17 protein-coding genes and 1 other RNA gene are annotated in these 19,626 nt (G+C 64.3%); all 18 read right to left on the reverse strand.

Going from position 1 to position 19,626, the window contains the following annotated elements; translation table 11 throughout:
- Nucleotide 1 precedes the first annotated feature (1 nt).
- The 18 genes from lpxC to rsmI all read right to left on the reverse strand — a co-directional run bounded on the left by lpxC (nucleotide 2) and on the right by rsmI (nucleotide 19,515).
- Nucleotides 2-913 carry a UDP-3-O-acyl-N-acetylglucosamine deacetylase gene (gene lpxC, locus PSEEN_RS20755; protein ID WP_011535531.1) on the reverse strand — a complete coding sequence of 304 codons (912 nt, stop codon included), beginning with the start codon at nucleotides 911-913 and terminating at the stop codon, nucleotides 2-4.
- 112 nt (nucleotides 914-1,025) lie between these two features.
- The gene (gene ftsZ, locus PSEEN_RS20760; RefSeq protein ID WP_011535532.1) at nucleotides 1,026-2,222 is read right to left on the reverse strand and encodes a cell division protein FtsZ; all 1,197 of its coding nucleotides are present in this window, start codon (nucleotides 2,220-2,222) and stop codon (nucleotides 1,026-1,028) included.
- Nucleotides 2,223-2,277: 55 nt separating this feature from the next.
- On the reverse strand, nucleotides 2,278-3,540 hold the full coding sequence (gene ftsA / locus PSEEN_RS20765; RefSeq protein WP_011535533.1) for a cell division protein FtsA: 1,263 nt from the start codon (nucleotides 3,538-3,540) through the stop codon (nucleotides 2,278-2,280).
- Nucleotides 3,541-3,554: 14 nt separating this feature from the next.
- Nucleotides 3,555-4,424 (reverse strand): cell division protein FtsQ/DivIB, encoded by an 870-nt coding sequence (locus PSEEN_RS20770; RefSeq protein ID WP_011535534.1) that lies wholly within the window; start codon nucleotides 4,422-4,424, stop codon nucleotides 3,555-3,557.
- A 5-nt stretch (nucleotides 4,425-4,429) separates the two neighbouring features.
- The gene (locus PSEEN_RS20775; protein ID WP_011535535.1) at nucleotides 4,430-5,386 is read right to left on the reverse strand and encodes a D-alanine--D-alanine ligase; all 957 of its coding nucleotides are present in this window, start codon (nucleotides 5,384-5,386) and stop codon (nucleotides 4,430-4,432) included.
- Complete coding sequence (gene murC / locus PSEEN_RS20780; RefSeq protein WP_011535536.1) at nucleotides 5,383-6,831, reverse strand: UDP-N-acetylmuramate--L-alanine ligase; 1,449 nt, start codon at nucleotides 6,829-6,831, stop codon at nucleotides 5,383-5,385. The genes PSEEN_RS20775 and murC overlap by 4 nt, the downstream gene beginning before the upstream one ends.
- Nucleotides 6,824-7,903, reverse strand: coding sequence for an undecaprenyldiphospho-muramoylpentapeptide beta-N-acetylglucosaminyltransferase (gene murG / locus PSEEN_RS20785; RefSeq protein WP_011535537.1), 1,080 nt, complete (start codon nucleotides 7,901-7,903; stop codon nucleotides 6,824-6,826). Before murG ends, murC begins: the two co-directional genes overlap by 8 nt.
- Entirely contained in the window at nucleotides 7,893-9,107 is a 1,215-nt protein-coding gene (gene ftsW, locus PSEEN_RS20790; protein WP_011535538.1) for a putative lipid II flippase FtsW, read from the reverse strand. Before ftsW ends, murG begins: the two co-directional genes overlap by 11 nt.
- Nucleotides 9,104-10,450 (reverse strand): UDP-N-acetylmuramoyl-L-alanine--D-glutamate ligase, encoded by a 1,347-nt coding sequence (gene murD / locus PSEEN_RS20795; protein WP_011535539.1) that lies wholly within the window; start codon nucleotides 10,448-10,450, stop codon nucleotides 9,104-9,106. Before murD ends, ftsW begins: the two co-directional genes overlap by 4 nt.
- A 6-nt stretch (nucleotides 10,451-10,456) precedes the next feature.
- Complete coding sequence (mraY, locus tag PSEEN_RS20800) at nucleotides 10,457-11,539, reverse strand: phospho-N-acetylmuramoyl-pentapeptide-transferase (protein ID WP_011535540.1); 1,083 nt, start codon at nucleotides 11,537-11,539, stop codon at nucleotides 10,457-10,459.
- On the reverse strand, nucleotides 11,539-12,906 hold the full coding sequence (locus tag PSEEN_RS20805) for a UDP-N-acetylmuramoyl-tripeptide--D-alanyl-D-alanine ligase (protein ID WP_011535541.1): 1,368 nt from the start codon (nucleotides 12,904-12,906) through the stop codon (nucleotides 11,539-11,541). Before PSEEN_RS20805 ends, mraY begins: the two co-directional genes overlap by 1 nt.
- Entirely contained in the window at nucleotides 12,899-14,362 is a 1,464-nt protein-coding gene (locus tag PSEEN_RS20810) for a UDP-N-acetylmuramoyl-L-alanyl-D-glutamate--2,6-diaminopimelate ligase (protein WP_011535542.1), read from the reverse strand. The genes PSEEN_RS20805 and PSEEN_RS20810 overlap by 8 nt, the downstream gene beginning before the upstream one ends.
- Complete coding sequence (locus PSEEN_RS20815; protein ID WP_162042962.1) at nucleotides 14,362-16,092, reverse strand: peptidoglycan D,D-transpeptidase FtsI family protein; 1,731 nt, start codon at nucleotides 16,090-16,092, stop codon at nucleotides 14,362-14,364. Before PSEEN_RS20815 ends, PSEEN_RS20810 begins: the two co-directional genes overlap by 1 nt.
- The gene (gene ftsL, locus PSEEN_RS20820; protein ID WP_011535544.1) at nucleotides 16,092-16,385 is read right to left on the reverse strand and encodes a cell division protein FtsL; all 294 of its coding nucleotides are present in this window, start codon (nucleotides 16,383-16,385) and stop codon (nucleotides 16,092-16,094) included. The genes PSEEN_RS20815 and ftsL overlap by 1 nt, the downstream gene beginning before the upstream one ends.
- Nucleotides 16,382-17,329, reverse strand: a complete 948-nt coding sequence (gene rsmH / locus PSEEN_RS20825; protein WP_011535545.1) for a 16S rRNA (cytosine(1402)-N(4))-methyltransferase RsmH — start codon at nucleotides 17,327-17,329, stop codon at nucleotides 16,382-16,384. Before rsmH ends, ftsL begins: the two co-directional genes overlap by 4 nt.
- The gene (mraZ, locus tag PSEEN_RS20830; protein ID WP_011535546.1) at nucleotides 17,326-17,781 is read right to left on the reverse strand and encodes a division/cell wall cluster transcriptional repressor MraZ; all 456 of its coding nucleotides are present in this window, start codon (nucleotides 17,779-17,781) and stop codon (nucleotides 17,326-17,328) included. Before mraZ ends, rsmH begins: the two co-directional genes overlap by 4 nt.
- Nucleotides 17,782-18,089: 308 nt before the next feature.
- Nucleotides 18,090-18,449: RNase P RNA component class A (gene rnpB, locus PSEEN_RS25885), an RNA gene on the reverse strand.
- 223 nt (nucleotides 18,450-18,672) lie between these two features.
- Nucleotides 18,673-19,515, reverse strand: coding sequence for a 16S rRNA (cytidine(1402)-2'-O)-methyltransferase (rsmI, locus tag PSEEN_RS20835; RefSeq protein WP_162042964.1), 843 nt, complete (start codon nucleotides 19,513-19,515; stop codon nucleotides 18,673-18,675).
- Nucleotides 19,516-19,626 lie beyond the last annotated feature (111 nt).

The following is a 19,626-nucleotide window of genomic DNA, read 5'->3' on the forward strand; positions in this document are numbered from 1 at the left end:
CTTACACGGCCGCAACAGGGCGCATGTACGAGATCGGTGCCGTGCTGGCATCTTCGAAAAACACCACTTCCCAGGCATCTGTTTCTGCGATCAACTTGCGCAGCAACTGATTGTTCAACGAGTGGCCGGACTTGTAGCCCTTGAACTCGCCGATCAGGCTGTTGCCCAGCAGGTAGAGGTCACCAATGGCATCGAGGATCTTGTGCTTGACGAATTCGTCTTCGGAGCGAAGGCCGTCTTCGTTGAGCACGCCAGTCTCATCGACAACAATGGCGTTCTCGACGCTGCCGCCGAGCGCAAGATTGTGCTTGCGCAGGTACTCGATGTCTCGCATGAACCCGAAGGTCCGCGCGCGGCTGACTTCTTTCACGAACGAGGTGCTGGAGAAGTCTACAGACGCGCTCTGGGTCTGGCCCTTGAGGACCGGGTGATCGAAGTCGATCTCGAAGCTCACCTTGAACCCGTCGAATGGCAGGAAAGTGGCGCGTTTGTCGCCGTCTTCCACTGTCACTTCGCGCAGGATGCGGATGAACTTCTTCGGTGCGTCCTGTTCTTCCAGGCCGGCCGATTGGATCAGGAATACGAAGGGTCCGGCGCTGCCATCCATGATCGGCACTTCCGAGGCGGAGAGCTCGACGTAGGCGTTATCGATGCCCAGGCCCGCCATGGCGGAGAGCAGGTGCTCGACCGTATCGACCTTGACGTCACCGTTGACCAGCGTGGTGGACATGGTGGTCTCACCGACGTTGGCCGCGCGCGCCGGGATCTCCACGACGGGAGAAAGGTCGGCGCGACGGAAGACGATGCCGGTGTCGACAGGCGCAGGCTTGAGGGTCAGGTAGACCTTCTCCCCGGAGTGCAGGCCGACGCCCGTGGCACGGATGGTATTCTTCAGGGTGCGTTGTCTAATCATGGCATTGGCCGCTTCAGCGCAAATTGCGAACAGGTATCAACAAAGGCTGGGGATGATAACAGACCCGGCCTTTGCTGAACACCAATCACCCTAATACCCCTGATAAATTCCATCAATCGGCCTGACGACGCAGGAACGCCGGGATATCCAGGTAGTCCAGATCATCCTGAGGGTTGAGTTTAGCTGCCGCTGCGGCACCCGCATGCGCCTGGTTGCGCATCACGGTCGGACGCTCCAGGTCACGGTAGTTCACCGCCGACTGCTCCTGGCGAACCGGGGCCGGGTTGGAGGCCTCGTATACCTGCTGAGCGGTCTGCAGGGTGTTGTCCACCACCTTGACCGGCTTCTCGATGCGCGCGCCCAGGCCAGTGGCCACGACGGTCACGTGCAGCTCGTCGCGCATGTCCGGGTCGATCACGGTGCCGACCTTGACCATCGCGTGGTCGGAGGCGAAGGCCTCGATGATGCTACCCACGTCGGAGTACTCACCCAGCGACAGGTCCGGACCTGCGGTGATGTTCACCAGGATGCCGCGGGCGCCCTGCAGGTTGACGTCTTCGAGCAGCGGGTTGCGGATCGCCGCCTCGGTGGCCTCGCGGGCACGGTTCGGGCCGCTGGCGCAGCCGGTACCCATCATCGCCATGCCCATCTCGCCCATCACGGTGCGCACGTCGGCAAAGTCGACGTTGATCATGCCCGGGCGCTTGATGATGTCGGAGATGCCGCGCACGGCACCGGCCAGTACATCGTCAGCCTTGGCGAAGGCGGACAGCAGGCTTGCATCCTTGCCCAGGATGGTCAGCAGCTTCTCGTTGGGGATGGTGATCAGCGAGTCGACGCTCTCGGCCAGCATGCGGATGCCTTCATCGGCGATCTGCATGCGCTTGCGGCCTTCGAACGGGAACGGACGGGTCACCACCGCAACGGTGAGGATGCCCATTTCCTTCGCCACTTCGGCGATGATCGGCGCCGCGCCGGTACCGGTACCGCCGCCCATGCCGGTGGTGATGAACACCATGTTGGTGCCCTGCAGCACTTCGGCGATGCGCTCACGGTCTTCCAGCGCGGCCTGGCGGCCGACTTCTGGATTGGCACCCGCGCCCAGGCCCTTGGTCACGCCGGTACCCAGTTGCAGGATGGTGCGTGCGCCGATGTTCTTCAGCGCCTGGGCATCGGTGTTGGCGCAGATGAACTCCACGCCCTCGATGTTGCTCTTGACCATGTGGTTGACCGCGTTGCCGCCGCCACCACCGACGCCGATCACCTTGATGACCGGACTTTGCGGGACGTTGTCTACGAGCTCGAACATTTTCCCTCTCCTTACAGTTCTCTAGTTGTTGCGCCTACCACTACTGCTTTGAAACTTAGAAGTTGCCCTGGACCCAACGCTTGAGTCGTTCAAGCACCGGGGCCTTCGGTTCATCGCCATAGCTGTTGTTGCTGCTGTTGCTGATACCGGTCAGGGACGGGTCCTCGGACTGCTTCTGCAGGCCGTAGGTGAGCAGGCCCACACCGGTGGAATAGATCGGGTTGCGCACCACGTCGCTCAGCCCCCGAACGCTGTGCGGCACGCCCAGGCGTACCGGCATGTGGAAGATCTCTTCGGCCAGTTCCACGGCGCCTTCCATCTTCGCGGTGCCACCGGTGAGGACGATGCCGGCCGGTACCAGGTCCTCGAAGCCACTGCGACGCAGCTCGGCCTGGATCAGGGTGAACAGCTCGTCGTAACGCGGCTCCACCACTTCAGCCAGGGCCTGGCGCGACAGCTCGCGCGGCGGACGGTCGCCGACGCTTGGTACCTTGATGGTTTCGCCGGCGCCGGCCAGCTTGGCCAGGGCGCAGGCGTAGCGGATCTTGATTTCCTCGGCGTACTGCGTTGGGGTGCGCAGGGCCATGGCGATGTCGTTGGTGACCTGGTCGCCGGCGATCGGGATCACTGCGGTGTGGCGGATCGCGCCTTCGGTGAAGATGGCGATGTCGGTGGTGCCGCCACCGATGTCCACCAGGCACACGCCCAGCTCTTTCTCATCGTCGGTCAGCACCGAGTAGGCCGAGGCCAGCTGCTCGAGGATGATGTCGTCGATTTCCAGGCCGCAACGGCGCACGCACTTTTCGATGTTCTGCGCGGCGTTGACCGCGCAGGTGACCACGTGGACCTTGGCTTCCAGGCGTACGCCCGACATGCCCAGGGGCTCGCGCACGCCTTCCTGGTTGTCGATCACGTAGTCCTGCGGCAAGGTGTGCAGCACCCGCTGGTCGGCCGGAATGGCCACGGCCTGGGCGGCGTCGAGCACGCGCTCGAGGTCGGCGGTGCTGACTTCACGGTCGCGGATGGCGACGATGCCGTGGGAGTTCAGGCTGCGGATGTGGTTGCCGGCAACGCCGACGAACGCCGAGTGGATACGGCAGCCGGCCATCAGCTGGGCCTCTTCCACGGCACGCTGGATCGACTGCACGGTCGACTCGATGTTCACCACCACGCCCTTCTTCAGGCCGCGCGATGGGTGGGTGCCGATGCCCACGATCTCCAGGGTGCCGTCCTCGCCGACCTCACCCACCAGCGCCACCACCTTGGAGGTGCCGATGTCCAGCCCGACGATCATTTTGCCGCTATGCGCGTTTGCCATGGTCCTGCCTCTCTCTAATTCTTCGCAACGGCGGGTTGGGCCGTCGTCGGTGCATTCGGTTCCCGCCAGCCAACGGCAAGTCCATTGGCGTAACGCAGATCGATGCGGGCGATATTGGTGATCTGGTCTTTAAGCGTTTTGTCGTAAATGGCAATGAAACGGCGCATCTTCTCCACCAGATGGTCGCGCCCCAGCAGCAACTCGATACCCGGCCCGGCGCTTCCCGCGCCCGTGGTCAGGAACCAGCTGCCTCGCTCGCGCAGCTCCAGGCGAGCGATGGAAAAGCCCATGGGGCGCAGCATCTGGCTCAATACCTGATACTGCTGCATGACTTGTTGCTGAGCGCGCTGCGGCCCGAACAGCTGCGGCAGGTGCTCGTAGTTGGCCAGCTCGCGCGGGGTGAAGGCCTGGCCCTGGTTGTTGAGCAAGGCCTCGTCGCCCCAGCGCGCCACCGGCAACTGTTCCTCCAGACGGATCACCACCTCGTCTGGCCAGACCCGACGCACTTCGGCGTGGGCGATCCATGGCATCTGTTCCAGTTCCACGCGCATCGCCGCCAGGTCGACGGTGAAGAAGCTTGCCGCCACGTAGGGCGCGATCCGTTGCTGCACCGCCTGCTGGCTGATGTAGCTGAGGTCGCCCTGCACGGCGATCTTGGTGATCGGACGATCGGCGTAAGGCATCAGGCGAATGGCGCCTTCATAGGCGCCAAAGCCCGCCGCCACCAGCAGCACCGGCCACAGCAGGCGCTTGAAGCCACCAAAACTCGGGCGAGGCAGGCGCGCCGATACGGGCTCGTCGGCCACCAGTCGGCTGGCGCCACGCGGCACCGGCTTGCTACGGCCGGTAACGGGTTGCTGCTGACGTACCATCGCGCCTTGCATGGCTGTTAACCTCGCGTCGCTACGCTGTCGGCCAGGATCGCCAGCACCAACTGCTGGAAGTCCAGGCCGGCCGCGCGGGCCGCCATGGGCACCAGGCTATGGTCGGTCATGCCAGGTGCGGTGTTGACTTCGAGCAGCCAGAACCGGCCCTGCTCGTCCTGCATCACGTCCAGCCGGCCCCAACCCTCGATGCCGATGGCATCGCAGGCGCGCGCGGTCAGGTCGATCAGCTCTTGCTCCTTGACGCTGTCCAGGCCGCACGGGATGCGGTACTGGGTGTCATTGGCGATGTACTTGGCGTCGTAGTCGTAGAACACATGCGGGGTGCCCAACGCGATCGGCGGCAGCACTTGGCCGCGCAGTACGGCGATGGTGAACTCCGGGCCATGGATCCACTGCTCGACCAGTACCTGCGAGTCGTACTTCGCGGCGTCTTTCCAGGCGGCGACCAGCTCTTGCTCGCTGTTCACCTTGGCCATGCCGATACTCGAACCTTCATGGGCAGGTTTGACGATCAACGGGAAGCCCAGTTCCGCGCTGGCGGCAACACAGTCCTGTTCGCTGGCCAGCACCGCGTGGCGTGGCGTGGGGATACCCAGGCTCTGCCACACCTGCTTGGTGCGCAGCTTGTCCATGGCCAGTGCCGAGGCAAGGATGCCGCTGCCGGTGTAGGGGATCCCCAGGCACTCGAGCAGGCCCTGCATGCTGCCGTCTTCACCGCCACGGCCGTGGAGGATGATGAAGGCGCGGTCGATCTTTTCGTTCTGCAGGCGCGCCAGCAGGTCGTCACCCACATCGATGGCGACCACGTCGACACCGGCGCTGGTCAGCGCTTCGATCACCGCCGCACCGGATTTCAGCGAAACCTCACGTTCGGCGCTCTTGCCGCCGTAGAGCACGGCAACACGGCCGAAGGCCTTGACGTCGAGGGTGGAGTGCAGCTTGTCGTAGGCGCTGGTCATTTCGACTTCTCCTGCTTGGCGCCTGCGAACAGCGGGCTTTTCATCAATTGCGGAGCCAGGCCGCCGACATCACCGGCACCCTGGCAGATCAGGATGTCGCCGGCGCGCAGCAGCGGCTTGACCAACGGCGCCAGCTCGGCACCACGTTCGATGTAGATCGGGTCGAGCTTGCCGCGCTGGCGGATGCTGTGGCACAGCTGGCGGCTGTCGGCACCGGGGATCGGCTCTTCGCCAGCCGGGTAGACCTCCATCAGCAGCAGCACGTTGGCATCGCCCAGCACCTGCACGAAGTCGTCGTACAGATCGCGGGTGCGGCTGTAGCGGTGCGGCTGGTAGACGATCACCAGGCGGCGGCTCGGCCAGCCGCCGCGCACGGCCTTGATCACCGCGGCCACTTCGGTCGGGTGGTGGCCATAGTCGTCGACCAGCATCACGCTGCCGCCTTCGACCGGCAGCTCGCCATACACCTGGAAGCGCCGACCAACACCCTGGAAGCCGGACAGGCCCTGGACGATGGCCTCGTCGCTGATGCCTTCGTCGGTGGCGATGGCGATTGTGGCCAGGGCGTTGAGCACGTTGTGGTTGCCCGGCATGTTCACCGACACCTCCAGCGGCTCGCAGTCGCGACGCAGCACGGTGAAGTGGGTTTGCATGCCCTGCTGGCGCACGTTGATGGCGCGAATGTCGGCCTCTTCGCTGAAGCCATAGGTGACGGTCGGGCGCTTGACCTGTGGCAGGATCTCACGCACCACCGGGTCGTCCAGGCACATCACCGCCAGCCCATAGAACGGCAGGTTGTGCAGGAATTCGACGAAGGTCTTCTTCAGCTTGTTGAAGTCGCCTTCGTAGGTGGCCATGTGGTCGGCGTCGATGTTGGTCACCACGGCGACCATCGGCTGAAGGTGCAGGAAGCTCGCGTCACTCTCGTCGGCTTCGGCGATGAGATAGCGGCTGGTGCCCAGCTGCGCGTTGGTACCGGCAGCAGTCAGACGACCACCGATGACAAACGTCGGGTCGAGGCCACCGGCGGCGAACACCGAGGCCAGCAAGCTGGTGGTGGTGGTCTTCCCGTGGGTGCCGGCAACGGCCACGCCATGGCGATAGCGCATCAGCTCGGCGAGCATCTCGGCACGCGGCACCACCGGAATGCGACGCTCCAGTGCAGTGGCGACTTCCGGGTTGGCCGGGTTGATCGCGCTGGACACCACCAGCACGTCGGCGCTGGCGGCGTTCTCGGCACGGTGGCCGACGAAGATCTCGGCGCCGAACGACTCCAGGCGCTCGGTGACCGGCGAAGCCTTGAGGTCGGAACCGGACACTTCATAGCCCAGGTTCAGCAGCACTTCGGCGATACCGCACATGCCCACGCCGCCGATACCGACGAAGTGAATGCGACGGATGCGGCCCATCTTCGGTTGCGGCATGGCTTTCTGGCTCTCAACCATGGGCCACCTCCAGGCAGATATCGACCACGGTGCTGGTTGCGGCAGGTTTGGCCAGGCGACGTGCGGTGCCGGCCATGGTGTTGAGTTTCTCGGGTTGCATCAGCACCTCGTTCAGGCGTTCAGCGAGTTGCGCTGCGCCAGTTGTCGCTTGCGGCATCAGGAAGGCGGCGCCTTCTCGAGCCAGATATTGGGCGTTGTGGGTCTGGTGGTCGTCGATGGCGTGGGGCAAGGGCACCAGCACCGAGGGCAGGCCCGCCGCCGCGAGTTCGCTGACGGTCAGGGCGCCGGCCCGGCACACCACCATGTCGGCCCAGCCATAGGCGTGGGCCATGTCCTTGATGAACGGCTCGACCTGAGCCTCGACACCTGCCTCGTGATAACGCTCGGCAGTGGTCGGCGCGTGATTTTTTCCGGCCTGGTGGAACACCTCTGGCCGCAGGTTCGCGGGCACCTCGGACAGGGCCTTAGGCAACAATTTGTTCAATGGTTCCGCGCCCAGGCTGCCGCCCATGACCAACAGGCGTGCACGGCGCTCGGCCAGGGGCGCGCGCTGCGCATCCATGAACAGCTCCGGGCGCACCGGGTTGCCGGTGGTACGCAGCTTGTCGTTGGCCTCGAAGGTGCCCGGGAACGCTTCGCAGACACGGGCCGCCAGCGGCACCAGCAGGCGATTGGCGGTGCCGGCGCGGGCGTTCTGCTCGTGAATGACCAGCGGCACGCCGCACAGCCGTGCAGCCACGCCGCCGGGGCCCGTCACATAACCACCGAAGCCGATCACGCAGACCGGCTTGAGTTCACGCACAATGCGCCGCGCCTGAAGCACGGCCTTTACCAGGGTGAACGGCGCCTTGAGCAGCGACAGCTTGCCTTTGCCCCGCAGGCCAGTGACCTGGATCAGGTGCAGCGGCAACCCCGCCTGGGGCACCAGTTCGTTTTCGATACCACGCGGGGTGCCCAGCCAGTGCACGCTGTAGCCACGGGCCTGGAACTCGCGGGCACAGGCCAGGGCCGGGAACACATGCCCCCCGGTGCCGCCCGCCATGATCAACACGTTCTTGCCGTCAGCGGCCATGGCTGGTCTCCTCGGCAAAATCGCTCTCCTTGAATTCATGTTCCTCGCTACCCAGGTGCGTGCGGCTTTCCCACTCGATCCGTAGCAACAGCCCCACGCAGGCACAGCAGATCACCAGCGAGCTGCCCCCGTAGCTGAGGAATGGCAGGGTCAGGCCCTTGGTGGGCAACAAGCCTACGTTCACGCCAATGTTGATCAGGAATTGGCCGATCCACAGGAACGACAGGCCAAAGGCCATGTAGGCGGCGAAGAACTGCTTGGCCTTCTCGGCCCACAGGCCGATGTACAGGGCCCGAACAGTGACGAAGACGAACAGCGCGATGGTCAGCAGCGAGCCGACCACGCCCAGTTCCTCGGCCAGCACCGAGAACACGAAGTCGGTGTGCGCCTCGGGCAGGTAGAACTGCTTCTGCACGCTGTTGCCCAGGCCCACGCCCAGCCACTCGCCGCGGCCGAAGGCGATCAGCGCCTGGGTCAGCTGGTAGCCGGAACCGAACTGGTCGGACCAGGGGTCGGTGAAGGTAATCAGGCGCGCCATCCGGTAAGGCTGGGCCTGGACCAGGACCACCACCGAAATGACCGCCAGCACCACCATCAGCGAGAAGCGGAACAGCCCCACCCCTCCGAGGAACAGCATGGCCGCCGCAGCGCCCATCATCACCACCGTGGCACCGAAGTCCGGCTCCATCAGCAGCAGGCCGGCCATCGGCAACAACACGATGAACGGCTTGAAGAAGCCCATCCAGCTCTCGCGCACCTCGGTCTGCCGGCGCACCAGGTAACCGGCCAGGTAGATGACCACGAAGACCTTGGCGATCTCGGAAGGCTGGACGTTGAAGAAGCTGAAGCCGATCCAGCGCATCGACCCGTTCACCTCGCGGCCGATGCCCGGCACCAGTACCAGTACCAGCAGGCCGAAGGCACCGATCAGCATGAGGAAGCCCATGCGCTGCCAGGTGGCGATCGGCACCATCATGGTCATCACCCCGGCGCCCAGGCCGAGGGTGACGTACACCAGATGGCGGATCATGTGATACAGCGGGTTGCCCGACTGCACCGCGGCCACTTCCGAGGAGGCCGAAGTGATCATCACCAGGCCCAGGCCGAGCAGCGCCAGGCATCCGGCCAGCAGCGGGAAGTCCAGGTCGATGCCACGGCCGCTGATCAGCGGCGACGGGTAGGGCTTGAGGATGCCGAAGATCATGCCAACCCCTCCGCCGCCTGGGCGAACAGGCGCCCGCGTTCTTCGAAGTTCTTGAACATGTCGAGGCTGGCGCAAGCGGGCGACAGCAGCACTGCATCACCAGGCTGGGCGAGTTCGGCGCAGCGTTGCACGGCTTCGTCGAGGGTCTTGACCCGCACTTGTGGCACGGTATCGCCCAAGGTTTCGGCCAGGCGCTCGGCGTCACGGCCAAGCAGCACCACGGCGCGGCAGTGCTGGGCCACAGGCTCGCGCAAGGCGGCGAAGTCCGCGCCCTTGCCATCGCCACCGGCGATCAGCACCAGCTTGCCCTCGATATCGGCACCCAAGCCTTCGATGGCGGCCAAGGCGGCACCGACGTTGGTGGCCTTGGAATCGTCGTACCAGTTCACGCCATTGCGTTCACGGACCCACTGACAGCGATGGGCCAGGCCCTTGAACTCGCGCAACGCCTCGAGCATGGGCTCGAACGGCAGGCCGGCGGCATGGCCAAGGGCCAGCGCGGCCAGGGCATTGCTCTGGTTGTGAGCGCCACGGATCTTCAATTCACGTACCGGCATAAGCGTCTGGAACTCGAAGGCCAGGTGCTTCTCGCCATCGACTTCCCGCAGCCCGAAGGCCTTGAAGTCCGGCGCATTCAGACCAAAGCTCCAGCTCGGGCGACCTTCGACCGGCAGCGGACGGCTCAGGGCATCCTGGCGGTTCACCACCACCTGGCGGGCACCGCGGAAGATCCGGTGCTTGGCCAGGTGATAGGCCGGCAGGCCGCTGTAGCGGTCCATGTGGTCCTCGCTGATGTTCAGCACGGTGGCCACTTCGGCATTGAGCTGGTCGGTGGTCTCCAGCTGGAAGCTCGAAAGCTCGAGCACGTACAGCTCCACGCTGTCGTCGAGCAGGTCCAGCGCCGGCGTGCCCAGGTTGCCGCCCACTGCCACACGTTTGCCTGCCTGGGCGGCCATCTCGCCGACCAGGGTGGTCACGGTGCTCTTGGCGTTGGAGCCACTGATCGCGATGATCGGTGCTTTGGCGTGGCGGGCGAACAGCTCGATGTCGCCGGACAGCGTCACGCCCCGCGCCGCGGCCTGCTGCAGGGCCGGAGTGGCCAGCGCCAGGCCGGGGCTCACGTACAGCTCGTTGGCGCGGCAGAGGAAGTCGACGTCCAGCTCGCCACAGCGCACTTCCACCTGCGGGTAATCACGGCGCAGGGTATCCAGTTCCGGCGGTTGCTCGCGAGTGTCGGCGACCGCAAAGGCGATGCCCCGGCTCGCCAGGAAGCGAACCAGGGACATGCCGCTCTTGCCGAGGCCGACAACGATGCGGAATTGGTCGGAAGCGATCAGTGACACGCTCGTTTACCTCAGTTTCAGGGTGGCAAGGCCGATCAGCACCAGGATCACGGTGATGATCCAGAAGCGGACGATCACACGCGGCTCGGGCCAGCCCTTGAGTTCAAAGTGGTGATGGATCGGCGCCATGCGGAACACCCGCTTGCCGGTGAGCTTGAAGGACGCCACCTGGATGACCACCGACAGGGTCTCCATCACGAACACGCCGCCCATGATGAACAGGACGACTTCCTGGCGGACGATCACGGCGATGGTGCCCAGCGCCGCGCCCAGCGCCAGGGCGCCGACGTCGCCCATGAACACCTGGGCCGGGTAGGTGTTGAACCACAGGAAGCCCAGGCCCGCGCCGATCAGCGCGCCGCAGAACACGATCAGCTCGCCCGCGCCCGGCACATAGGGGATCAGCAGGTACTCGGCGAACTTCACGTTGCCCGACAGGTAGCAGAAGATGCCCAAGGCGCCGCCGACCATCACGGTCGGCATGATCGCCAGGCCATCGAGGCCGTCGGTCAGGTTGACCGCGTTGCTGGAGCCGACGATGACGAAGTAGGTGAGCACGATGAACCCGGCACCCAGCGGGATGGCCAGGTCCTTGAGCATCGGGATGATCAGCGTGGTCTCGACGCTGGTAGGGGCGGTCTTGTACAGGAAGATCGCCGCGGCCAGGCCGAACACCGACTGCCAGAAGTACTTCCAGCGGCTCGGAAGGCCGCGAGAGTTCTTCTCGATCACCTTGCGGTAGTCGTCGACCCAACCGATGGCACCGAACGCCAGGGTGACGATCAGCACCACCCACACATAGCGGTTGGTCAGGTCGGCCCACAGCAGGGTGCTGATGGCGATGGCGGACAGGATCAGCGCACCGCCCATGGTGGGGGTGCCGGACTTCGACAGGTGCGATTGCGGGCCGTCGTTACGCACGGCCTGACCGATCTGGCGGATCTGCAGGGTACGGATCATCCACGGGCCCAACCACAGGGCCAGGGACAACGCGGTCAACACACCCAGGATCCCACGCAGCGTGAGGTACTGGAAGACCGCGAAGCCCTTATGGAACTGTTGCAGATACTCAGCCAACAGCAGCAGCATTAATGTTTCTCCCCGCTGGCACCGCACAATGCGGCCACGACGTTTTCCATCGCAGCGCTGCGCGAGCCCTTGATCAAGATAGTGGTGTCGCTGGCTGCTTCCGTGCGAACGGCATCGATCAGCTCAGCTTGAGTAGCGAAATGGCGCCCTTTTTCGCCGAACGCCTTGACCGCATGGGCCATGTTGGTGCCCACCGCGTATAGCGCGTCAACCTTGCCACGCGCGTAGTCACCCACCTGACGGTGGCCTTCCTCCGCCCATTGCCCCAGTTCGCCGATATCCCCGAGCACCAGGACGGTGCGTCCGGAAAAGCCGGCGAGTATATCAATGGCGGCGCACATGGAGGTGGGATTTGCGTTGTAGCTGTCGTCGATCACCCGCACGCCGCTGGGGGCGACCTGCGCCACGGTACGGCCCTTGACCGGTTGCACGGCATTCAGGCCGGCGGCGATGCCACTCAGGCTCAGACCAACGGCATGGGCGGCGGCGGCGGCGGCCAGGGCATTGCTGACGTTGTGGATGCCCAACAGGTTCAGCTGCACCGGGACACTGCCGTCCGGACCGTGCAAGGTAAACGACGGGCAGCCACGGGCGTCGCGACCGATGTCACTGGCGTGGAAATCGGCTTGTGGGTTGTCCAGAGCAAAGCTCAGGATCCGGTGGGTCCCCGCACGCTTGCGCCAGATGTCGAAGGCCTTGTCGGCCAGGTTGAGAATGGCCGTGCCGCCCTCGCCCAGGCCTTCAAGAATTTCGCCCTTGGCTTCGACGATCTTCTCCGGGCCACCGAACTCGCCGACATGGGCGGTCCCGGCGTTGTTGATGATGACCACCTGCGGCTTGGTCAAACCGACGGTATAGCGAATCTCGCCCATACGCGAAGCGCCCAGCTCGATGACCGCGGCGCTGTGCTCGGGGGCGATTTCCAGCAGCGTCAACGGCGCGCCCAGGTCGTTGTTCAGGTTGCCGCGGGTAGCGTGCACCGGGCCACGGGTGCGCAGGATCGCCGCGAGCATTTCCTTCACCGTGGTCTTGCCGCTGGAGCCGGTGATGGCGACGACCGGCTTGTCGAAGGCTGCACGATTCAATGCACCGAGCTGCCCCAGGGCCAGACGGCTATCGGCAACCACCAACTGCGGCAGGTCGACATCGGCGATCTCGCGCTCGACCAACGCGGCGACAGCCCCCTTGGCCTTCACATCGGCCAGGTAGTCGTGGCCATCGAAACGCGGGCCGGCCAGGGCGACGAAAAGCTGCCCCGCACCAACGCTGCGGCTGTCGATACTGACGCCGGTGAAACTGGCATCGGCCCCGACGTGGCGGGCACCCAGTGCCGTGGTCAGCTGGCTGAGTGTCATGGGCTTAAGCATGTGGAGCCTCCCAGGCTGCAAGGGCCTTCTCGGCTTCGACCAGGTCGGAGAAGTCATGGCGCTCGCCATTGATCTCCTGGTAATCCTCATGGCCCTTGCCCGCCAGGACGATGACATCGTCGGCGGCGGCAGTGGCGATCAGGTGGGCGATGGCCTCGCCTCGGCCGGCGACGAACTCGATGTCGGCAGGCTTGGCGAAACCAGGGCGAATGTCATCGAAGATGCGCAGCGGGTCTTCGGTACGCGGGTTGTCGTCGGTGACCAGCACGCGATCAGCCAGGCGCTCGGCCACTGCCGCCATCAGCGGACGCTTGCCGCTGTCACGGTCGCCACCGCAGCCGAACAGGCACAGCAGTTTGCCGTGGGCGTGCGGGCGCAGGGCCTCGAGGACTTTCTCCAGGGCATCCGGTGTATGGGCGTAGTCGACCACCACCAACGGTTTGTCACCACCGCCCAGGCGCTGCATGCGGCCAATCGGCCCGTGCAACTGTGGGGTGACCTTGAGGATTTCGTCCAGCGGATAGTCCAGTGCGAGCAAAGTGGCCACGGCCGCGAGCATATTGCTCAGGTTGAAACGGCCAAGCAGCCGACTGCGCAAGGCGTGCTCGCCCTGCGGGGTCACGATCACGGCGCGCACGCCATCGTCGTTGAAGGCAGCCTGCTTGCAGAACAGCGTCGCCGCCGGGTCCTGCAGGCTGTAACTGATCAGGCGCGATTGGCCATGGGCCTCGGCCAGGCGGCGACCGAAGTCGTCGTCCAGGTTGACGACACGTGCACGCAAGCTCGACCAGGCGAACAGCTTGGCCTTGGCAGCCTCGTAGGCCCCCATGCTGCCGTGGTAGTCAAGGTGGTCGCGGGACAGGTTGGTCATGACCGCAATGTCGAAGTCCAGCGCGGCGACCCGGCCCTGCTCAAGAGCGTGGGAGGAAACCTCCATGGCCACGGCCTTGGCGCCGCCCTTTTTCAGATCGTTGAGCGTCGCCTGCACGGCGATCGGATCCGGCGTGGTCAGGCGGCCGCTCTGCAGCTCGCCATAAAAGCCGGTACCCAGGGTGCCGATCAGGCCGCACCGCTGCCCAAGGGCGTCGAGCGCCTGGGCCAGCAGTTGAGTGACGCTGGTCTTGCCGTTCGTTCCCGTGACGCCCACCAGCTCGAGCTGGCGGCTCGGCTCGCCGTAGAAGCGTCCGGCGATCTGCGACAACTGACCGATCAGGCCCTTGACCGGGATCAGAGGCACCTCGGTGATCGGCAACACACTGGCGCCCTGCTCTTCATAGGCCACTGCGGCGGCGCCACGGGCCAAGGCATCAGCGATATGGGCGCGGCCGTCGACCTTGGCGCCAGGCACAGCCAGGAACAGATCGCCCGGGCGCACGGCGCGGCTATCAAGGGTCAGCTCGCGAATCAACGGATCGCGGCTGGCGTGGGCAAACAGTTTGCTCAATGGCATCGTCATCAACCTCGCCCTCCCTTGGCGGGTACTGCGCTGGCTTGCTGCGTCGAAGGCGGCGGCAGGTTGTCCGGCGGTACGTTCATCAGGCGCAGGGTGCCCGACATCACTTTGCTGAATACGGGGGCCGAGACCAGGCCACCGAAGTAGCCGCCCTTGCCCGGTTCGTCGATGACCACGACGATGGCATAGCGCGGGTCGCTCATCGGGCCGAAGCCGGCGAACAGGGAGCGGTAGGCGTTCTCGGTGTAGCCCTTGGAACCGACGGTGGCTTTACGCGCCGTACCGGACTTGCCGGCCACGTGATAGAACGGCACCTGGGCGCGGAACACGCCGCGCGGCGCCTCGATCACCTGCTGCAGCATGGCCTGCACGGTTTCGGCGGTTTCTTTGGGAATGGCCTGCACCGCTTCCGGCGCCTTGTCGACCTTGAGAATCGACAGCGGCACCATCTTGCCGTCGTTGGCCAGGGCGGCGTAGGCATGCACCAGTTGCAGGGCGGTCACCGAGACGCCATAGCCGTACGACAGGGTTGCCGTCTCGGCCTTGCGCCATTCGCGGTGGTTGGGCAGGTTGCCAACGCGTTCGCCAGGGAAACCCAACCCAGTGTACTGCCCGAGGCCAACCTGCGACATTACCCGGTAGATGGCCTCGCCACCGATATCGAAGGCGATCTTGCTCATGCCGACGTTACTGGAGTTGATCAGGATGCCGGTCAGGTCGAGGATCGGGCCCTCGCTCTTGGAGACGTCCTTGATGGTGTAACGGCCGATCTGCAGGCTGCCTGGGTATACCTCGACCTTGTCGGTGGGCTTCCAGCGGCCGCTCTGCAAGGCGGCACTCATGGAAATAGGCTTGACCGTGGAGCCCGGTTCGAACACGTCGATGATCGCCCGGTTGCGCATCGCTGCCGGGAACATGCTGCGGCGGTTGTTGGGGTTGTACGTGGGCTGGTTGACCATGGCCAGCACCTCGCCGGTCTTGACGTCCATGATCACCAGGCTACCGGCCTTGGCGTCCTGCTCGGCGATGGCGTTGCGCAGCTCGCGGGTGGCCAGGTACTGCAGGCGCAGGTCGATCGACAACGCCAAGGTCTTGCCGGCCTTGGCGTTCTTGGTTACCTGGATGTCCTTGATCAGCCGGCCACGTCGGTCCTTGATCACCTGCCGCTTGCCGGGCACGCCGGCCAGCCATTCGTCATAGGCCAGCTCGACCCCTTCGCGACCGTGGTCGTCCAGGTCGGTGAAGCCGACCATGTGCGCGGTGACGTCACCGGCCGGATAGAAGCGGCGGAACTCTTCCAATCCATACACGCCGGGCACCTTCAGGTCGAGCACCTGCTGCCCCTGTTCCGGGGTCAGGCCACGGACCAGGTAGATGAATTCCTTGCTGGCCTGCTGGGTCAGGCGCTCGATCAATTGCTGCGGGTTCTGCCCAAGGGCGGCGGCCAGTTGCGGCCAACGGTCCTTGGCCACCTGCATTTCCTTGGGGTTGGCCCACAGGGTAGTGACCGGCGTGCTCACGGCCAGCGGTTCACCGTTGCGGTCGGTGATCAAGCCACGGTGCGCCGGGATCGGAATGTGACGCAGGCTGCGGGCATCGCCCTGCCCCTTGAGGAAGTCGCGATCGACCACCTGCAGGTCGATGATGCGCCAGCAGATGGCACCGACCATCAGCGCCAACAGGCCGACGACCACGCGGAAACGCCAGGGGTAGAGTGCGCCTTCGAGCTTCATCATGGCGCCACCATTCGCACTTCGTCCGCGGCCGGCACGCGCATTTTCAGCTGTTCGCTGGCCAACGTCTCGATCCGGCTGTGGGCGGTCCAGGTGCTTTGTTCAAGAATGAGGCGACCCCATTCGGCCTGGGCCTTGTCGCGCTCGTTCAATTCGCCGTAAAGGGTGTTGAGCAACTGGCGGTTCCAGTGGGCGCTGTAGGATACGGCGATAGCCGAGACCAGCACGCCGACGAACAGCAGAAGCATCAGGAAGCTTCCGCCTGGCAAAGGTTTGGCGAACAGCCGGCTCACCGCAGCTTCTCCGCCACCCGCATCACGGCGCTGCGCGATCGCGGGTTGGCCTTGAGCTCTGCCTCGGAGGCGAATTGCGCCTTGCCGATGAGCTTGATCCTCGGTTCGAAAGTCTTGTGTTGCACCGGCAGGTTGCGCGGCAGGTTGTCCGCCTCGCCCTTGACCAGCTTGCGCATGAACAGCTTGACGATACGGTCTTCAAGGGAATGGAAGCTGATCACAGCCAGACGGCCGCCGACCTCCAGCGCATCAAGCGCCGCTTCAAGACCGGTCTCGAGATCGCCCAGCTCGTTGTTGACGTGGATGCGAAGACCCTGAAACGCACGGGTCGCTGGATTCTTGCCCTTTTCCCAGGCTGGATTGGCGACCTTGAGCACCTCAGCCAGGTCAGCAGTGCGGGTGAACGGTTGCTTTTCACGACGCTCCACCACCGCACGGGCCATACGCCCGGCAAAACGCTCTTCGCCATATTCCTTGAACACCCGGGCGATTTCTTCCACAGGCGCAGTGGCGATGAATTCGGCGGCGCTGATGCCCTGGTTCGGGTTCATGCGCATGTCAAGCGGGCCGTCATTGAGGAAGCTGAAGCCGCGCTCCGGGTCATCCAACTGTGGCGACGACACCCCAAGGTCGAGCAGGATACCGCTGACCTTGCCGGCCAGATCACGCCCCGCGACCTCAGCACCCAGCTCGGCAAAGCTGCGCTGCACAATGACAAAGCGGCCGTCTTCGGCCGCCAGCGCTTGCCCCGTGGCAATCGCCTGTGGATCCTTGTCGAACCCCAGCAGCCGCCCTTGCGGCCCGAGCTTGCTGAGGATGAGGCGGCTGTGGCCGCCACGCCCGAAGGTGCCGTCGAGATAGCAACCGTCGGCGCGCAGGGCCAATGCCTCGACGGCTTCGTCGAGGAGGACGGTGATGTGGTTGAAGCCGCTATCTATGGTCACAGGATCAGGTCACGCAAGTCATCGGGCATGGCGCCCGGTTGTTGGATAGCTGCAAGGTCGGCTGCCGAAACCGCGTTCCAGGCATCCTCGTCCCACAGCTGGAATTTGTTCAGCTGCCCCACCAGCATCGCTTTCTTGTCGAGCTTGGCGTACTCACGCAGGCGGGGCGGTACCAGGAAACGCCCACTGCCGTCGAGCTCCAGGTCAACCGCATTACCGATCAGCAAACGCTGCAGGCGACGGTTTTCCTCACGCAAGGACGGCAAGGCGCGCAACTTGGCTTCTATCTGTTCCCACTCGTCGAGGGGATAAACACACAAGCAGGGGTCAACGGCGTCGATGGTCACGATCAACTGACCATTGCAACGCGAATCGAGCTCGTCACGGTACCGGCTCGGCATGGCGAGACGGCCCTTGGCATCGAGGCTGACGGCGTTGGCTCCGCGGAACACGGCTGCGATTCCCCACAATGTTAGCTTTTTTGTGCCAGAAAACCCACTTCATCCCACTTTCTGCCACTTGCGCACACTATAGGAATCCGCCCGCCACACCGTCAAGGCACGTTCATAAGGAAAACCCTTACAGGACGGCGATTTAGCGCAACATTGGAAGGTGAAAGGAGTGTGAAAGAGAAAAACTGACGAGAAAAATCAAACCCACTCAAGCGGATAGGGCGCAGAGTTAAAGTGATTTATTAAGAGTAAGATTTTTTCGGTATTACCAAGGCGTTTCTGCTATCGAATCAAGCAGGGAGGGAGGGGTGGAGAGTCGATCTGTAAGCCGGGTTTTGTCGAGGACAGTCATTCCTCTACGACGGCCATCACTGGACGCCTCTAGCAACCTACCCGGTTCCGACGCGGGCCGCGCCGTATGGAACCCTATTTGGTCTTGCTCCGAGTGGGGTTTACCTAGCCACGAACTGTTGCCAGTCGCGCGGTGCGCTCTTACCGCACCTTTTCACCCTTACCGGCGCCGAAGCGCTTAGGCGGTTGTTTTCTGTGGCACTTTCCGTAGGCTCGCGCCTCCCAGGCGTTACCTGGCACTCTGCCCTATGGAGCCCGGACTTTCCTCCCCCGCCTCTTGCGGAACAAAAGACGGCAGCGACTGTCCGATCGACTCTCCGCCGACAAGGTTACCGGCAGGCGCGCTCAAGAACAAGCGATGTAACAAATAATGCCATTTGGCCATTATCGCAACCTCGGTCGATTACCTGGCCACAGGGGCCTTGACCGCGTGATGGCGGCCAGGTGTTTGGCGACAGCCTTGCAGCGCTCTCAAGATCGAGCGCCGCGCGGGCGGCGCTCGATCTCATGAGCCCCACACCTTGACCTCGAAAGCCCCAATCAGCTGGTTTTCTGCTTATCCAACGCCAACTGATACAGCAGGTTCTTGCGCACCCCAGTGATCTCGGCCGCCAGTGCCGCGGCCTTCTTCAACGGCATCTCTGCCAACAGCAGATCCAGAACGCGCTGCGCCTCGCTGCTGATCGCCTGCTCACCTTCAGGCGCGCTCCAGCCAGCCACCAGCACCACGCACTCGCCACGCTGCTGATTGCTATCGCCCTGCACGAATGCGCGCAGCTCGGCCAGCGGCAGGCCCTTGAGCGTCTCGAAAGTCTTGGTGATCTCACGTGCCAATACCGCCGGGCGATCACCACCAAACACTGCCTCCATATCCTCCAGGCATTCGAGGATACGATGGGGCGCCTCATAGAAAATCAGCGTGCGCGGTTCTTCACTCACTTGCTCCAGGCGCGCCCGACGCCCTGCTGTCTTGGCCGGCAGGAACCCTTCGAAGATGAATCGATCCGACGGCAGCCCCGCCGCCGACAACGCCGCGATCAGCGCACACGCGCCTGGCACTGGCACCACCTGCACACCCGCTGCCCGCGCCTGGCGCACCAAGTGATAGCCCGGGTCGGAAATCAGCGGCGTACCAGCATCGGACACCAGCGCCACATCGTCACCGGCCAGCAACCGGGTGATGAAGCGACTACCTTCGTCGCGCTCGTTGTGCTCATGGCAGGCCGCCAATGGCGTGTCGATACCGAAATGCTGGAGCAGACGCACCGAGTGGCGAGTGTCCTCTGCGGCGATCAGGCTGACATCGGCCAGCACTTTCAGCGCCCTGGCGCTCATGTCGTCGAGGTTGCCGATGGGCGTGGCGACCACATACAGCGTTCCCATGGTGGATTTCGAAGCCCCTGCAACATCAGTCACTGCGCACACCTGCATTTCGGATCAAAGGCGCCATTGTAGCCCGAGCGCCGGTAACAGGGCGCAACGAACTTCACCGCT

Origin of the sequence: Pseudomonas entomophila L48, from assembly GCF_000026105.1 — a bacterium.
In the GTDB taxonomy this organism is placed as follows: domain Bacteria; phylum Pseudomonadota; class Gammaproteobacteria; order Pseudomonadales; family Pseudomonadaceae; genus Aquipseudomonas; species Aquipseudomonas entomophila.

Coding starts and splice junctions, on each gene's coding strand:
- PSEEN_RS20815 (WP_162042962.1), bottom strand. CDS start 16,092: ATGAAGCTCGAAGGCGCACTCTACCCCTGGCGTTTCCGCGTGGTCGTC.
- rsmI (WP_162042964.1), bottom strand. CDS start 19,515: ATGGGAACGCTGTATGTGGTCGCCACGCCCATCGGCAACCTCGACGAC.
- murC (WP_011535536.1), bottom strand. CDS start 6,831: ATGGTTGAGAGCCAGAAAGCCATGCCGCAACCGAAGATGGGCCGCATC.
- PSEEN_RS20805 (WP_011535541.1), bottom strand. CDS start 12,906: ATGCTTAAGCCCATGACACTCAGCCAGCTGACCACGGCACTGGGTGCC.
- murG (WP_011535537.1), bottom strand. CDS start 7,903: ATGGCCGCTGACGGCAAGAACGTGTTGATCATGGCGGGCGGCACCGGG.
- mraY (WP_011535540.1), bottom strand. CDS start 11,539: ATGCTGCTGCTGTTGGCTGAGTATCTGCAACAGTTCCATAAGGGCTTC.
- lpxC (WP_011535531.1), bottom strand. CDS start 913: ATGATTAGACAACGCACCCTGAAGAATACCATCCGTGCCACGGGCGTC.
- ftsZ (WP_011535532.1), bottom strand. CDS start 2,222: ATGTTCGAGCTCGTAGACAACGTCCCGCAAAGTCCGGTCATCAAGGTG.
- PSEEN_RS20775 (WP_011535535.1), bottom strand. CDS start 5,386: ATGACCAGCGCCTACGACAAGCTGCACTCCACCCTCGACGTCAAGGCC.
- PSEEN_RS20770 (WP_011535534.1), bottom strand. CDS start 4,424: ATGCAAGGCGCGATGGTACGTCAGCAGCAACCCGTTACCGGCCGTAGC.
- PSEEN_RS20810 (WP_011535542.1), bottom strand. CDS start 14,362: ATGACGATGCCATTGAGCAAACTGTTTGCCCACGCCAGCCGCGATCCG.
- ftsW (WP_011535538.1), bottom strand. CDS start 9,107: ATGATCTTCGGCATCCTCAAGCCCTACCCGTCGCCGCTGATCAGCGGC.
- ftsA (WP_011535533.1), bottom strand. CDS start 3,540: ATGGCAAACGCGCATAGCGGCAAAATGATCGTCGGGCTGGACATCGGC.